Annotated in this window: 12 protein-coding genes; 7 read left to right on the forward strand and 5 right to left on the reverse strand. The window is 65.1% G+C overall.

Features of this window, described 5'->3' with window-relative positions:
• A partial coding sequence (locus ACMZ6R_RS06885; protein ID WP_416110176.1) for a hypothetical protein occupies nt 1-189 on the forward strand: 189 nt, incomplete at its 5' end.
• An 84-nt stretch (nt 190-273) separates the two neighbouring features.
• Here ACMZ6R_RS06885 and tkt read toward each other — a convergent pair.
• From tkt to ACMZ6R_RS06910, 5 genes are all read right to left on the reverse strand, one after another.
• On the reverse strand, nt 274-2271 hold the full coding sequence (gene tkt / locus ACMZ6R_RS06890; protein WP_416110177.1) for a transketolase: 1998 nt from the start codon (nt 2269-2271) through the stop codon (nt 274-276).
• A gap of 75 nt (nt 2272-2346) precedes the next feature.
• Entirely contained in the window at nt 2347-2802 is a 456-nt protein-coding gene (gene rpiB / locus ACMZ6R_RS06895) for a ribose 5-phosphate isomerase B (protein WP_416110178.1), read from the reverse strand.
• A 52-nt stretch (nt 2803-2854) separates the two neighbouring features.
• On the reverse strand, nt 2855-3679 hold the full coding sequence (locus ACMZ6R_RS06900) for a hypothetical protein (protein WP_416110179.1): 825 nt from the start codon (nt 3677-3679) through the stop codon (nt 2855-2857).
• Entirely contained in the window at nt 3679-5382 is a 1704-nt protein-coding gene (locus ACMZ6R_RS06905; protein ID WP_416110180.1) for a tetratricopeptide repeat protein, read from the reverse strand. The genes ACMZ6R_RS06900 and ACMZ6R_RS06905 overlap by 1 nt, the downstream gene beginning before the upstream one ends.
• Nucleotides 5383-5451: 69 nt before the next feature.
• Nucleotides 5452-6480: a sigma-70 family RNA polymerase sigma factor gene (locus ACMZ6R_RS06910; protein WP_416110181.1), complete on the reverse strand. Its 1029-nt coding sequence runs from the start codon at nt 6478-6480 to the stop codon at nt 5452-5454.
• A gap of 201 nt (nt 6481-6681) precedes the next feature.
• Here ACMZ6R_RS06910 and ACMZ6R_RS06915 point away from each other — a divergent pair, with 201 nt between their 5' ends.
• The 6 genes from ACMZ6R_RS06915 (at nt 6682) to radA (ending at nt 13315) form a co-directional block, all read left to right on the forward strand.
• Nucleotides 6682-9087 (forward strand): homocysteine S-methyltransferase family protein, encoded by a 2406-nt coding sequence (locus ACMZ6R_RS06915; protein WP_416110182.1) that lies wholly within the window; start codon nt 6682-6684, stop codon nt 9085-9087.
• 265 nt (nt 9088-9352) lie between these two features.
• On the forward strand, nt 9353-9829 hold the full coding sequence (locus ACMZ6R_RS06920; protein WP_416110183.1) for a TlpA family protein disulfide reductase: 477 nt from the start codon (nt 9353-9355) through the stop codon (nt 9827-9829).
• The gene (locus ACMZ6R_RS06925; RefSeq protein WP_416110184.1) at nt 9826-10293 is read left to right on the forward strand and encodes an N-acetyltransferase; all 468 of its coding nucleotides are present in this window, start codon (nt 9826-9828) and stop codon (nt 10291-10293) included. The genes ACMZ6R_RS06920 and ACMZ6R_RS06925 overlap by 4 nt, the downstream gene beginning before the upstream one ends.
• A gap of 32 nt (nt 10294-10325) precedes the next feature.
• A complete protein-coding gene (gene hpt / locus ACMZ6R_RS06930) occupies nt 10326-10844 on the forward strand; it encodes a hypoxanthine phosphoribosyltransferase (RefSeq protein ID WP_416110185.1) in 519 nt (172 codons plus the stop codon).
• Between the two features lie 60 nt (nt 10845-10904).
• Nucleotides 10905-11960 carry a DUF3426 domain-containing protein gene (locus ACMZ6R_RS06935; protein ID WP_416110186.1) on the forward strand — a complete coding sequence of 352 codons (1056 nt, stop codon included), beginning with the start codon at nt 10905-10907 and terminating at the stop codon, nt 11958-11960.
• A gap of 14 nt (nt 11961-11974) precedes the next feature.
• A complete protein-coding gene (radA, locus tag ACMZ6R_RS06940) occupies nt 11975-13315 on the forward strand; it encodes a DNA repair protein RadA (RefSeq protein WP_416110187.1) in 1341 nt (446 codons plus the stop codon).
• The last annotated feature ends 28 nt before the right edge of the window (nt 13316-13343 follow it).

Below are 13343 nucleotides of genomic sequence, written 5' to 3' on the forward strand. Positions count from 1 at the left end.
GAAAAAAAGGGTCCCCTCCCCGCGCCCCTCCCCCCCCAAAAACTTTTCAAGGGGGATACTGGAAACGAGGTGGAAAGTCTAAACTTTCGAGATGGAGAAGATGAAGAGGGAAAAGAAATGGGAAGAAAAAAGGGCGTCTTCTTCAAAACGCCCTGTCGGGAAAGCCTATTGGGAAATTTTCCCCGTTAAGAAGTTTAGGAAAGGGAGAGCGCGAGAGGGGAGAACCCTTTTCAAAGGGTTTCCTCTCTCGCATCTTCCTGTCTTCTTCCCTTCTTACTTCGCCGCGTAGGCGGCTTTGATCTTGGCGGCGAGGTGTTCGGGGGTAAAGCCGTAGGCTTCGGCCAGCTTGCCGGCCGGGGACGAGGCGCCGAAGTGGGAGATGCCATGCACGCGGTCGAGGCGGCCGGTGTACTGGCACCACAGTTCGGGCCGTCCGGCCTCGGTGGCGTAGCGGAAGGGCACATCCGGCGGCAGCACTGCGTTCCTGTAGTCTTCGGGCTGCTCGTTGAAGAGTTCCATGCAGGGCATGCTGACGATGCGGATGGAGATTTCCGGCAGCAGCTTGGCCGCGGCCATGGCCAGCGAGACTTCCGAACCCGAGGCCATGAGGATCATGTCCGGCTTGGCCGAAGCCGCTTCGACCAGCACGTAACCGCCGCGTTTCACCCCTTCCTTCAGGGACGGGTACGCGGCCGAGTCGATGATGGGCAGGTTCTGGCGCGTCAGGAGCAGGCAGGTCGGCCGGCTGGTCTGGGACAGGGCCGTATCCAGGCAGGCCGCTGTTTCGTTGGCGTCGGCCGGACGCATGACCAGCATGTTGGGAATGAGCCGAAGCGAGCTGGTCTGCTCGATGGGTTCGTGGGTCGGGCCGTCCTCGCCCACGTAGAAGGAATCGTGGGTGTAGACGTGCAGGGCGGGCGTACGCTGGAGCGCCGCCATGCGCAGGGCATTTCGGGCGTAGTCGGAAAAGATGAGGAACGTGGCGCTAAAGGGGGTCAGGCCGCCGTGGAGGCTTATGCCGTTTATGATGGCGGTCATGGGAAACTCGCGCACGCCGAAGCAAAGCGCCCGACCCGCGCGGTTGGCCTTGCCGAAGATGCCGGTGATGTCGCGGAACTTCTCGGTCTGGTTGGAGGGGTCCAGGTCGGCCGAGCCGCCGACGAAAAGCGGCATCTGGTCGATGAGCCCGCCCAGGCAGGCGCCCCAGGCGGAACGGGTGGCCACGGCCTTGCTCGGCTCGAACACCGGCCAGGCCAGATCGCGGTTGCCCGGCGCGCGCTTGAGCTGCCGCCAGAGGTCCTCGAAGACGGGATCGCTGTTCAAGCGGTCTTCCAGGGCCTTGTTCCAGTCCTTGGCGGCTGTCTCCAGCTCGGGGAAGCGGACGCGGAAATGATCGGCCACGTCGGCCGGCATGTAAAACGTCTTGTCCAGGGGCAGTTCCAGGAGCTTTTTGGTCTCCTCGATCTCCTTGTCGGAAAACGGCGCGCCGTGGGCGGCGCTTTTGCCTTCCATGGAAAAGGAGCCCTTGGCGATGATGGTGTGCCCGATGATGATGCTCGGCTTTTGGGTCTCGGCCCGGGCCGCGTCCAGGGCCTGATGGATGGCGGCGTGGTCGTGGCCGTTTATTTCGACGACGTGCCAGCCCAGGGCCTCGAACAGCTTCTTGTGGTCGGTGTCGTCGCAGACGCTGGTGGGGCTGGCCAGCTGGACGCTGTTTTTGTCGAACAGCACGATGAGGCGTCCCAGGCCCCACAGGCCGGCCAACGCGGCGGCGCCCTGGAACACCGGGGCCTGCACGTCGCCGTCGGAGGACAGCACGTAGGTGTAGTGGGAGGCGATATCCTCGCCCAGGCGTTGGCGCAGCATTTCCTCGGCCACGGCCATGCCCACGGACATGGAAAAGCCCTGGCCGAGCGGCCCGGTGGTGCATTCCACGCCGGGGGTGTCGAAATTCTCCGGATGGCCCGGGGTCCTGCTGCCGAACTGCCGGAAATGCATGAGGTCGTCCAGGGTCAGAATGCCGCGCAGGTAGAGCAGGGCATATTGCAGCATGGATTCGTGTCCGGCCGAGAGCACGAACCGGTCGCGGTTGAACCATTTCGGATCGGTCGGGTCGAAGCGCAGGTAGTCCTTGAACAGCACATACGCCATGTCGGCCGAGGACATGGCCCCGCCCGGGTGGCCGGAGGAGGCCTTGCGGGTGGCGTCCATGATCAGGCCCTTGATGGCGCGCACGGCTTTGATGTCGATGGCGGATGCGTTGGCGGTCATGGCAGGATCCTCTGAGGGGCTTGTGGGTTGAAAAATCAAATCATGACTGAGTGATGATTTAAAATATCCGCGGCATTACAGGGAGGCGGCCAGACCGCAGGATTCGATGAGGTCCACGCGCCGCTGATGGCGTCCGCCCTCGAAGTCGGTGGCGAGAAAGACATCGGCGATGGAGGCGGCCAAGCCGGTCCCGATGACGCGCTCGCCCAGGCACAGGACGTTGGCGTCGTTGTGGAGCCGGGTCATGCGGGCCAGGTATTCGTTGACGCAAAGCGCGGCCCGGATGCCGGGCATGCGGTTGGCGGCCATGGACATGCCGATGCCCGTGCCGCAGACGAGGATGCCGGCGCAGCCCGGGGTCTCGAGGACCTTGGCGCAGACGGCCTTGGCGTAGTCGGGGTAGTCGACGCTTTTGGCGTCGGACGGGCCGAGGTCGGTCACGTCATGGCCGGCGGCGCGCAGATGCTCGACCAGGGCGGCCTTGAGGATCACGCCGGCATGATCGGAGCCGATGAAGACGGTTTTGGACATGGTTTCTCCGCGGTTGGCGGTTGGCGACAGGGCATTGTTGCGCGGGCGGCGCTCACAATTCCGGCAGGGGCGAATGGCCTGAGGCGTCGTCGAGCCCGCGCACTACGGCGCTTGGCGGAACGGGCAGTTCCAGGTCGGCGGCCGGATAGGGCGACTGGCGCGCCTGTAGGCTTTTGACGCGAAGGATCAAAGAAGTGCCGCCGGGCGTGGTCAGAACCAGCTTGCGGGCCACCGGCACGGCCATACCCGGCGCGGCTTCGTCATTGTCGAAGGCCACGCGCCAGGGTTCCACGCCTACCCCGGTGAGATGTCGCGGATTGCCCGCGAAGTCAAGGGTCAGCGAAGAAAGGCGCGGGTCTCCGGAAAAGTGGTATTCGTAGCCGTCGGCGGTCTTTTTGGCCGAAGCGTACCGGGCCGGGACCAGCTCCCCGAATCGGCCCGAAACCAGGGCGGCCATTTCGCGCAGGGTAAAGGGCAGCGGCATGCCGAGCCGGGTCGCGCCTTCCCGCGTCCCTTCGTGACGATAGAGGGTGTCGCGGCCGGGCACGAAGGCGGAAAATTCCGCGCCGTCCTCGCGCAGATGGGCGTAGGCCCCGCCGATGGGCGTGGTCAGGTCCAGGCGCACGGGGTCGACGTAGTTGCCGTAAAAGCGGAAGTTGAGGCGACCGGAACGGGAGCCCCTGGAAAAGCTCATGGACCCGGCCAGGGAAAAGGCCGGCGCCGGGGTGTTCTTCGCCTGGTTGGCCACAAAGGCCGCATACACGGCCTTGGCCTCGCCCGAACCCAGCTGGCCGGGACGTGGCGCGGCGCAGCCCGTGGCGAGCAGGGCCAGGGAAATCCATACAAGGATGCGTGGCGGCAGGGGGAAGCGTCGCATCACAGGGCTCCGAGCTTCTTCTTGACGTCTTTGGGGTTATCCGAGCCCAGTTCCAGGGCGGTGCGGTAGGCCTTTTGCGCCTCGGCCTTGTGTCCGGTCGCGGCGGCGATGTCGCCGTAATGCTCCCAGACGATGGCGTCCTTGACCCTGGGCACGGCGGCCGAGCGGATGGTGGCCAGGGCTTCGTCGGCGCGCCCGAGCTTGAATTGGGCCCAGGCCAGGGAATCCAGGAAGAAGGGGTTGTCCGGCTCCTTGGACAGGGCCAGCCGGATCATGTCGATGGCCTTGTCCAGGTCGCGTCCCTCCTCGGCCAGGGAATAGCCAAGGTAGTTGAGGGCATCGGGATTGACCGGGTCCTTGGCCACGATTTTTTCCATCACGGCCTTGGCCTCGTCGCGGCGCTTGAGTTTTTCCAGCGCCACGCCGTAGCGGTACAAGAGGTCCAGGTCGTCGGGGGAGGCGGCCAGGGCCTTTTCCAGCACCGTTGCCGCCTGGGCCGTGTCGCCGCGCTTGTCGAGCAGGGCGGCCTCCACGGCGATGAATTCCTTGCGGTCGGGATAGCGGGTCCTGGCCTCGCGCACGAGTCCCTCGGCCTTGGCGTAGTCGCCAAGCTCCGTGGCGATCTGGATGCGAAAGCTCAGGCTCTTGTCGTAATTGGGGGTGTCCGGCGCGACTTCGGCCAGGATTTCCAGGGCCTTCTTGGGATTCTTGTCCCCTTCGTAGGCCAGGATCGCCTTGTAAAACGGCAGGTCCGGGCTCCCCGGATCGGCGGCCACGAGCATGTCCAGGGCCTGCCGGGCCTGCTTCGGATAGCCGGCCTCGACAAAGGCCGACATGGCGTCCAGAAGATGCGGCTTGTCCGGCGTCTCGTCGCGCAAAAGCTTCATGGCCTGATCCGGCTTTTTGCGCTTGAGCAGTATCCGCAGGAGCCTGGCCTGGACTTCCGGGGAACCGGCGTCCTGGGACAGCATCTTGCGGTAGGCGTCCTCGGCTCCGGTCAGGTCGCCCTGGTTCTCGAGCAGGCCGCCGAGGTCGAGCCAGGCGGGCAGCAGCGTCTGATCCTTGTCCACGGCCTGGCGCAGCAGGGCGACGGCCTTGGCGTTTTGCCCGAGCCCGGCCATGGCCTTGGCCATGAGGTAGCAGGTCGCGGCGTCGCGATCAGCCTCGGGGATGCGCGAGAGGACTTGCAAGGCTTCCTTGTGCTTGCCCGCGTCTTCCAAAAGCGAGGCCAGTTCACGTCTGGCCGCGGCGTCGGCGGGGTGGGCCGCAAGGAATTTCCCGAGGGTGGCCACGGCCTTATCGCCCATGCGGCGCATCTGGTAGGCGTTGGCCAGGTAGAGCGTCAGCTGTCGGGAGGCGGGAAAAGCGGCTGCGGCCGCTTCCAGGGTGGCGGTGGCCTTTTCGCGCTGGTTTTGTCCCCACTGGAGATTGGCCAGTTCCACGGCCAGCTCCGGCGAGGGGTATTTCTTGACCAGCGCCTCCAGCTCCGCCATGGCCTCGTCCTTTTTCCCCTGGCGCATGAGGTCCTGGTAGACGAGGAAGCGGTAGGCACTGTCCGCGTTGGCCGAAAGGCTCTTGGCGGCATAGGCCGACCGGGCCGGCCGGCTGGAAGCGCAGGAGTTGGACAGCAGGCACGGCAACAGCACCAGCACCAGGAATACGGGCAGGCGCTTGGAAAAGCGGGGTTTCGTCTCGTCAGGCATATCCGGCATCCGATGCGGCGTTCACGGACCGTCCGCCATCGGCCTTGCGGCCGGCGGTGGTCCGCGCCGCTATTCTTCCCTGTGTATCCAATCCGAGGAAAAGTCCTCGATGCGTTTGGACAGGTGTTCCTTGAGTTTTTCCAGGAGACGGGCCTCGATTTGCCGCACGCGCTCCCGGGTGATGCCGTATTTGGCCCCGATCTCCCGTAAGGTCACCGGGGAGTCGGACAGGATGCGGTTATCGAGCAGATCGAGTTCCTTTTCATTGAGCGAGGGCCGGATGGTCTGGATGTGTTTCTCGAGCTGGTGCGATATTTCGTCGCCGGCAAGAATCTCCTCGATGCCGGGGGTGAGCGCCGGCAGAAAATCCAGGCGGGTGGACGTGGAGTCCTCGCCAAGCGACACGTCGAGGGACAGGTCGTTGCCGCTTAAGCGTTGGTCCATTTCCACGATGTCGGACTCGGTGACGTTTAGGGCCTCGGAGAGCTGGGAGTTGCTCGGGTCGAACCCCAGGTTCTGGAGCCGGTGGCGTTCCTTGTTGAGATTGTAGAACAACTTGCGTTGGGCCTGGGTGGTCCCGATTTTCACCATGCGCCAGTTGTCCATGATGTATTTGAGGATATAGGCCTTGATCCAGTAGGCGGCGTAATAGGAGAACTTGATGCCCTTGTCGGGGTCGAACTTGGTCACCGCGCGCATAAGGCCGACATTGCCTTCCTGGATGAGGTCGAGCACGTTTTGCATCCAGCGGCGCTGAAAGTCCATGGCGATTTTGACCACCAGTCGCAGATGGGAGGAGATGAGGCGGAAGGCCGCCTTCTCGTCGCCCGAGTCGCGCACGCGACGGGCCAGCTCCTGCTCCTCCTCGGGCTTGAGCATCGGGAATTTGCCGATCTCGCGCAAATAGAGCTGGAGCGGGTCGCGGGTGGAAAGCGAACCGGAAGAGCCGGCCCGGGGGGCAGGCAGCCGAAAATCGTCAACAGGTTCGGCGTCGAGGATCTTCTCTTCGGCGTCATCCGGGGCCTCTTGCTGCTCCGTGTCGTCGATGTCGATGTCGGCGTCGTCTGGCGAAATATCTTGATCGTCTCGATGTTCCATCGGATAAAGGCCGGGTTAGATGGTGCGGGCGGGCGCGCGGTCGGCCGCGGACAAGGCGTGGCGCTCCCGCCTGGAAGCGCCGTCTCGCATGCCTATCTTGTACTGTAAAGTTTTGATTTGTCCTTTTCAACGATTTTCAGTAGACCGGCCGCGTTTCCTGCCGCCGCGCGGCCGGTTGAACAAGACTTTCAAGGAGATGCCGTGGGTGATTTCAGAAAAGCGCTGACGGATGCAGGCCTCCTCGTTTTCGACGGGGCCATGGGCACGCTGCTGCAGGGACGGGGACTCGCTCCGGGGCAGTCGCCGGAACTTTTCGGACTGGCCCATCCCGAGGCCATCGTGGCCACCCACCGGGAATACATCGAAGCCGGGTCCCGTGTCATCACCGCCAACACCTTCGGCGGTTCCCGGTTCAAGCTGCCCGCCGGCACGGACGTGGTCGCGCTGAACCGGGAGATGGCGCGTCTGGCCCGGCAGGCGGCCGGAGACGCGGCCTTTGTCGCCGGATCGGTCGGCCCGACGGGCCAGTTTGTCGCGCCCTTGGGCAAGGTGACGCTGCGCGAGCTCGTGGCCGTCTTTGCCGAGCAGATTCGCGGTCTGGCTGCGGGCGGCTGCGACCTGATCGTCGGCGAGACCCATTTCGACGTGGCCGAGGCCAAGGCCTTGGTGCTGGCCTGCCGCGAGGTCTGCGACCTGCCCGTGGCCGTGTGCATGACCTACGAGGGCGCGGCCAGCCTCACCGGTTCCGCGCCGGAAGTCTTCGCCGACGCCATGGAGAATCTGGGCGTCGACCTCATCGGCGTCAACTGCGGCGCCGGCCCGGACGACATGCGCCTTGTGGGCGAAGTCTATTCCCGGCGCCTGTCCACGCCCTTTTTCGTCAAGCCCAACGCCGGCATGCCGCGTCTGGAAAACGGCAAGACCGTCTTTCCCATGGGCCCGGAGGAATTCGCCGAGAAAACGGCCCGCTTCGCCGATCTCGGGGCCAAGGCCCTCTCCGGCTGCTGCGGCACCACCCCGGCCCACATCGCGGCCCTGGCCAAGGCGCTTTCCGGGCGCTCCTGGACGCGGCCCGAGGCCCCGGACCGGCCGGTTCTGGCCGTCACCTCCCGGGCCCTGACTGTCACCCTCGGCGGCAAAAGCCCCTGCGCCGTCATCGGCGAGCGCATCAATCCCACCGGCAAGGCGGAGCTGGCCGCCGAACTCGTGGCCGGGGAATACGCCAAGGCCCTGGCCTTTGCCGAGGAGCAGGCGGTCGCCGGCGCGTCCATTCTCGACGTCAACGTGGGCGCGCCCATGGTCGACGAGACCAGGACGCTTCCCGGGCTGGCCCTGGAACTGACCAAGCGCCAGCGCCTGCCGCTGTGCCTCGATTCCAACAACGCCGAGGCGCTGACCAACGCGCTTTGGGCCTCGCCGGCCACGCCGCTCGTCAATTCCATCAGCGGCGAGCCCGGCCGCATGGAGCTTTTGGGACCCCTCTGCCGCGATCACGGCGCGCCGTTTATTCTGCTGCCGCTTAAAGGACGCAAGCTGCCGGTCACGGCCGCCGAGCGCCTCGCCATCATCGAGGAACTGCTTGCCCAGGCCGAGTCCCTGCGCATCCCCAGAAGGCTGATCCTGGTCGACGCCCTGGCGCTCACCGTTTCCTCCAAGGCCGAGGCGGCCCTCGCCTGCCTGGAGACCATCCGTCACTGCCGCGACGCCTGGGGCCTGCCCACGGTCCTTGGCCTGTCCAACATTTCCTTCGGCCTGCCGGCCCGGGAGCTGGTCAACGCCGCCTTTTTCGCCATGTGCCTGGGGGCCGGGCTTTCGGCCGCCATCGCCAACCCCAACGTGGCCCGGCTCATGGAGACCGGCGCGGCCTGCGAAGTGTTGCTGGCCCGCGATCCCCAGGCCGGCCGGTTCATCGAGCGTTACGCCGGCTGGAAATCGTCCCCCGGCGGCGGGTCCGCTCCGGCGGCCGCGACGAAAGACGAGGAGGGCGGCAGCCCCCTGCGCCAGGCCGTCATCAAGGGCCGCCGGGCCGAGCTCGACGGGCTCATCGATGCCGCCCTGGCCGAGGGCCGTGACCCGGCCGCCATTTTGAGCGAGGAACTCATCCCCGGGATCATGGAGGTGGGCGAGCGCTATGAGCGCAAGGAATTCTTCCTGCCCCAACTGCTCGTCGCCGCCGAGACCATGCGCGCCGGGTTCACCCGCCTCGAGCCGCTTTTGGCCGAAACGTCCGGAGCCGAGAAGGCCCGCATCGTCATGGCCACGGTCGAGGGCGACATTCACGACATCGGCAAGAACATCGTGTGCCTGATGCTTAAAAACCACGGCTTCGAGGTCATCGACCTGGGCAAGGACGTGCCCGCCGCGCGTATCGTGGACGAGGCCCAGGCCTGCAAGGCCGACATCATCGGTCTCTCGGCGCTTATGACCACCACCATGGTGCGCATGGAAGACACCGTGCGTCTGGTCAGGGAGCGGGGGCTTACGGCCAAGGTCATGGTCGGCGGGGCCGTGGTGACCGCCGCCTTCGCCAAGTCCATCGGCGCCGACGCCCACGCCGCGGACGCCGTGGACGCCGTGCGCCAGGCCAAGGCCCTCATCGGCGGGTAAGTGTGTGAGGAGAGGAAGAGAATGCGAGAGGGGAAACCCTTTCAAGAAAGGGTTCTCCCCTCTCGCGCTCTCCCCTTCCTCAAGTTTTCAAAGGGGCGCTTTTTTCACCAACACTCTAGTTTTATTAAAAGTCTTTGGAAAGGGGGCCTGGGGGGAGAACCTTTCTTCAAGAAAGGTTTCCCCCCAGGTGCATTTATCCTAAAAGCATCTGGCACGGGGCGGGCGCGCGCGTCCGAGCCGGAGTCGTTATTTCGGAGGATTATCCTTGCGCAAACGCATAGTTTTTTTCATGCTGGCCTTGCTGCTTGCGACGGTATCGCGCGGGCTGGCCCAGGATGCCGGCCCGATCAAGGGGCAGGGCGTGCTCGACGCCGTCGTTGCCGCCCAGGGCAAGGTCGTGGTGGTGGACTTTTTCGCCTCCTGGTGTCGTCCCTGCCTGATGGAGATTCCGGACTTCATCGAGGCCCGCAAGCACTATCCGGCCGACAAGGTCGTTTTTATCGGCATCTCTCTCGACCAGGACAAGGGGGAGTATTTCCGCTTCGTCAAGCAGACGCCGTTCAATTTCCCGGTGCATCTGGCCGACCCGGACGTGCTGTCCACCTTCGGGGTCAAGATGATCCCCAAGACGCTCATTTACGACGGCAAGGGGCAACAGGCGGTCAACCATGCCGGGTACATGCCCGGCGACATGCTGCGGCAGTCCATAGAGACCCTGCTTAAAAAAGACACCGGTTCATGAGCAATTTTTTTATCCGCAAGGCGAGAATCCAGGACGTCAAGCAGATCCACGCGCTGCTGATGCACTGCGCCAAGAAGGAATTCCTGCTGCCGCGCTCGTTCAATCAGCTTTACAGCCATCTGCGCGACTTCTTCGTCCTGGCCGGCCACGACATCCCGGGCATCCTCGGCTGTTGCGCCCTGTCCATCACCTGGGAGGATATCGCCGAGATACGCTCCCTGGCCGTGAACGAGGAAATCCAGAAGCATGGCTGGGGCGGCAAGCTGGTGGAGGCCTGCCTGTCCGACGCGGTCACGCTTGGCATTTACAGGGTTTTCACCCTGACCTATCGGCCGCATTTCTTCGAGCGCCTGGGGTTCGCCCCGGCGGAGAAGGAGCAGCTGCCCCAAAAGGTCTGGGCCGATTGCATCAACTGCCCGAAATTTCCCGAGTGCGACGAACACGCGCTGATCATGGAAATGTAGGCGCGAAACGGAAAAGGCGATTTCAAAGAGACATGGCGGAGACATTGCGCGAGGTGTTCGGCGAAGCGGCCATTGCGGCGCGGGTGGCCGAACTTGGTCGGGAGGTGTCGGCCCACTACGCCGGCAAGGACGTGGTCATGGTCGGCGTGCTCAAGGGCGCGCTGCCCTTCATGGCCGATCTGCTGCGGGCCCTGGATTTCTGCCCGGTGCTCGATTTCATCCGGGTGGCCAGCTACGGCGCGGACACCGCGCCCGGGCAGCTCCGGTTTCTCATGGACCTGCAAAGCGATATTGCCGGCCGACATGTCCTCCTGGTGGAGGATATCGTGGACACCGGCCGCAGCCTGTCCTATCTCTTGGACATCCTGTCGCAGCGCAATCCGGCCAGCATCAAGATATGCACCTTCTTGGACAAGGCCTATCGCCGCGAGGTGGACGTGACTGCGGATTTTGTGGGCTTTCCGGCGCCCCCTGTCTATCTTGTGGGCTACGGTATGGACATCGGGGAACGGTTGCGCCGACTGCGCGGTGTGTACGAGTTGATCGGGTAGCGTGCGGCCTTATAATTGCATAGCGTGACCCAAACCGTAACCGGCATGGGATAGACCGTCATGATAGTACAGTGCCCGAATTGCCAGTCCAAGTTCAATCTGCCCGATGACCGGCTTGGTCCGGACGGCGCCAAGCTGCGCTGCGGCAAATGCCGCCAGGTGTTCCATGTCGATCCTCCGGCCCCGGCCGCTTCGCCTGTTTCGGAGGACCTGTCGGATTTCGATTTTCCCGACGACATGGCCGAAACACCGGCCGCCGCTGCCGGGACGGAGAAGGCCGCCGCGCCCGGTGCCCGGGCCGACCAGGCCGCTTCCGACGACGCGCCGCCCGATCTCTTTCATTCCGAGTCCTACGAAGCCCCGGCCGAGGAAGAGGCAGCCGAGGAAGATCTCGACACCGGCCCGGTCAAGCCGGGATTCAGCCTCGACGACGTGGCCGATATCCCACTGCCCGGCAGCACGGTGTCAAAAGACCGACGCCGTCGCATCGGCATCATCCTTGGCGCCATCGTGCTGGTGCTCGCGGCCACGCTGACCGCCATCTATTTCCTGGACCTGATGCCGGGGGCGAAGTCCGTCAAGCCGGGCGCGACGCCGCCGGCGGCCGAGGCCCCGGCCACGCCGGAAAAAGGTGCGACGGCCGAAAAGGCCGAGAAGGCCGCGACGGAGAAGCCTGCTGCCGCCGAGGGCGAGGGTGCGAAAAAGCCCGAGGAGACGGCCAAGGTCAAGGACGTCATGCTGCAAAACGTCCGCCAGTACTATGTGTCCAACGAGAAGGCGGGGCAGCTTTTCGTGATCGAGGGCAAGGCGGTCAACAATTTCAAGACGCCCAAGGAAATGATCAAGCTCGAGGCCACGCTGTTCGACGAGAAGGGCGATTCGCTGGCCTCCCAGCAGGAGTTGGCCGGCAACACGGTGTCGCTTTTCCAGCTGCAGGTCATGACCCGCGACGAGCTTAAAAACGCCCTGGCTTCCCAGGTCGGCGTGCTCACCAACAACACCAACATCGCCCCGGGCGGCGAAGCGCCTTTTATGATCGTCTTTTTCGATCCGCCCGAAGCGGTCAAGGAATTCGGCGTCAAGGTCATCGACGCCAAGGACCCGCCCCGCCAGTAGCGGCGGCAACGCGCATGGCGGCCAAGGCCAAGAAGATCTTCACCTGTTCGGCCTGCGGCGGGGTGTCCCCCACCTGGCGGGGGCAGTGTCCCCGCTGCGGGGCCTGGAATACCCTCGTCGAAGGCGTGGCCGGTCCGGGTGGTTCCCGGGCTCTGGCCGCGCCGTCCGCCACGCCCGTGCCGCTTGACAGCCACCCGGGCGAGGATTTCACCCCCGCGTCGACCGGCATCGACGGCCTGGACCGGGTGCTCGGCGGCGGGCTGACCCCGGGCGGGGCCGTGCTGCTCGGCGGCGAGCCGGGCATCGGCAAATCCACTTTATTGCTGCAACTCGCGGGCCTTGCCGCTGCCGCCGGCCGGCGCGTGGTCTACGTTTCGGGCGAGGAATCCCTGCCGCAGCTGAAGGCCCGGGCCGAACGCCTGGGCGTGCTGCACGAGGGGCTCCTCGCCGCCGCCACCACCGATGCCGGCGCGGCCGTGGACATCCTCGGCGCGACGCCGGCTCCGGATCTTGTCATCGTCGATTCCGTCCAGACCATGCATGTTTCCGGCGTGGAGGGCTCACCCGGTTCCGTTTCCCAGGTGCGCGGCGTCGCGTCATCCTGCGTGGAGGCGGCCAAGCGCGGCCAGGCCTGCCTCATGCTCGTCGGCCACGTGACCAAGGACGGCCAGATCGCCGGGCCCAAGCTCCTGGAGCACATGGTCGACACGGTGCTCTACCTCGAAGGCGAGCGCCGCCATCTTTTCCGTATCCTGCGCGTGCTCAAAAACCGCTACGGCCCCACCGACGAGCTGCTGGTCATGGAGATGCGCGAGCGGGGGCTTTCGGAAGTTCCCGATCCGTCCACGTTTTTCCTGGGCGACCGCGATCCGGCCGTGTCCGGCTCGGCCGTGGTCATGGCTGTGGAAGGCCGCCGGCCCTTTGCCGTGGAAGTCCAGGCGCTCGCCGCCAAGTCCTTTTTGTCCATGCCCCGCCGGGCGGCGCTGGGGCTCGACGTCGGCCGGCTGCATCTGCTGCTGGCGGTTTTGGAGAAGCGCCTGCGCCTGAACCTCGGCCAGGTGGACCTGTACGCCAAGATCGGGGGCGGACTCAAAATTCCCGACCCGGGCCTGGATCTCGGCATCGCCGCCGCCGTGCTGTCCTCGTTTTACGACCGGCCGTTGCCGGCCGGGGCGGTTTTCTGGGGCGAGGTGGACCTGTCCGGCCGTATCCGGCCCGTGGCCGGTCATGACACGCGGCTTAAGCAGGCCGAGCGCCTGGGCTACGGTCCCATCCTGTGCCCGAACGCCGCCGGGCTTGGACACAAGGTCGAAACCCTGCCCGATCTGGCGCGCCTGCTTTTCGCCAAGGCGTAAGACGCTTGGCGCGTTTGGTTGTCGTACC

The organism is Solidesulfovibrio sp. C21 (genome assembly GCF_047785625.1).
Lineage (GTDB): Bacteria > Desulfobacterota > Desulfovibrionia > Desulfovibrionales > Desulfovibrionaceae > Solidesulfovibrio.

Excerpts from the sequence above, each read along its gene's own strand:
- rpiB (WP_416110178.1), bottom strand. The coding sequence starts at position 2,802 with ATGTCCAAAACCGTCTTCATCGGCTCCGATCATGCCGGCGTGATCCTC.
- hpt (WP_416110185.1), top strand. The coding sequence starts at position 10,326 with ATGGCGGAGACATTGCGCGAGGTGTTCGGCGAAGCGGCCATTGCGGCG.
- ACMZ6R_RS06935 (WP_416110186.1), top strand. The coding sequence starts at position 10,905 with ATGATAGTACAGTGCCCGAATTGCCAGTCCAAGTTCAATCTGCCCGAT.
- ACMZ6R_RS06905 (WP_416110180.1), bottom strand. The coding sequence starts at position 5,382 with ATGCCTGACGAGACGAAACCCCGCTTTTCCAAGCGCCTGCCCGTATTC.
- ACMZ6R_RS06910 (WP_416110181.1), bottom strand. The coding sequence starts at position 6,480 with ATGGAACATCGAGACGATCAAGATATTTCGCCAGACGACGCCGACATC.
- ACMZ6R_RS06900 (WP_416110179.1), bottom strand. The coding sequence starts at position 3,679 with ATGCGACGCTTCCCCCTGCCGCCACGCATCCTTGTATGGATTTCCCTG.
- radA (WP_416110187.1), top strand. The coding sequence starts at position 11,975 with ATGGCGGCCAAGGCCAAGAAGATCTTCACCTGTTCGGCCTGCGGCGGG.
- ACMZ6R_RS06925 (WP_416110184.1), top strand. The coding sequence starts at position 9,826 with ATGAGCAATTTTTTTATCCGCAAGGCGAGAATCCAGGACGTCAAGCAG.
- tkt (WP_416110177.1), bottom strand. The coding sequence starts at position 2,271 with ATGACCGCCAACGCATCCGCCATCGACATCAAAGCCGTGCGCGCCATC.